General features: G+C 50.4%; 1 protein-coding gene. It reads left to right on the forward strand.

Annotation, left to right across the window (positions count from 1 at the left end):
• On the forward strand, positions 1–579 hold a 579-nt coding region (locus ACTHUR_RS14145), incomplete at its 5' end, for a peptidoglycan DD-metalloendopeptidase family protein (protein WP_440399186.1).
• Between the last annotated feature and the right edge of the window lie 128 nt (positions 580–707).

The following is a 707-nucleotide window of genomic DNA, read 5'->3' on the forward strand; positions in this document are numbered from 1 at the left end:
CGTTACAATATTACCCAAGACAATCTGCGTGCATGGAATAACCTGGCCGACAACACCATCAGCATTGGTCAAACCCTGCGCGTGAAACCTGAAGGCTACGTTGCACCTGCAGCTTCTGCAAGCAAACCTTCTACGCCAACAACGACAACCACTGCTCCGGCTCCAAGCACTCCTGCCAATACACCAACCGTATCTACCGGCAGCAGCCGCAACGTCAGCGGCATCACATGGCAGCGTCCGACTACCGGTAACGTTATTGCCAACTTCGGCGGCAGCAACAAAGGCGTGGATATTGCTGGTACACAAGGTCAGCCTGTCGTTGCAGCGGCAGACGGTAAAGTCGTTTACGCAGGCTCAGGCTTGCGCGGTTACGGCAACTTGGTCATCATCCAACACAACTCCTCATTCTTGAGCGCATACGGCCACAACCAACGTCTGCTGGTTAATGAAAACCAAACCGTTAAACGCGGTCAAACCATTGCGCACATGGGTAATACCGATGCATCTCGTACTCAGTTGCACTTTGAAATCCGTCAAAACGGCAAACCGGTCAATCCGGCAAATTATGTTGCCTTCTAAGCTGATTCAAGCAACCTAATTTCAATTCAATCCCTGCCTAAATGTCATTTAGGTAGGGATTGTTTGTACCGGTTTCCCATGAAATTTCATCTTCCCTTTCTTTATACCCTGCTATTGGGCGGTTGCGC

The organism is Neisseria sp. P0021.S007 (assembly GCF_051956855.1).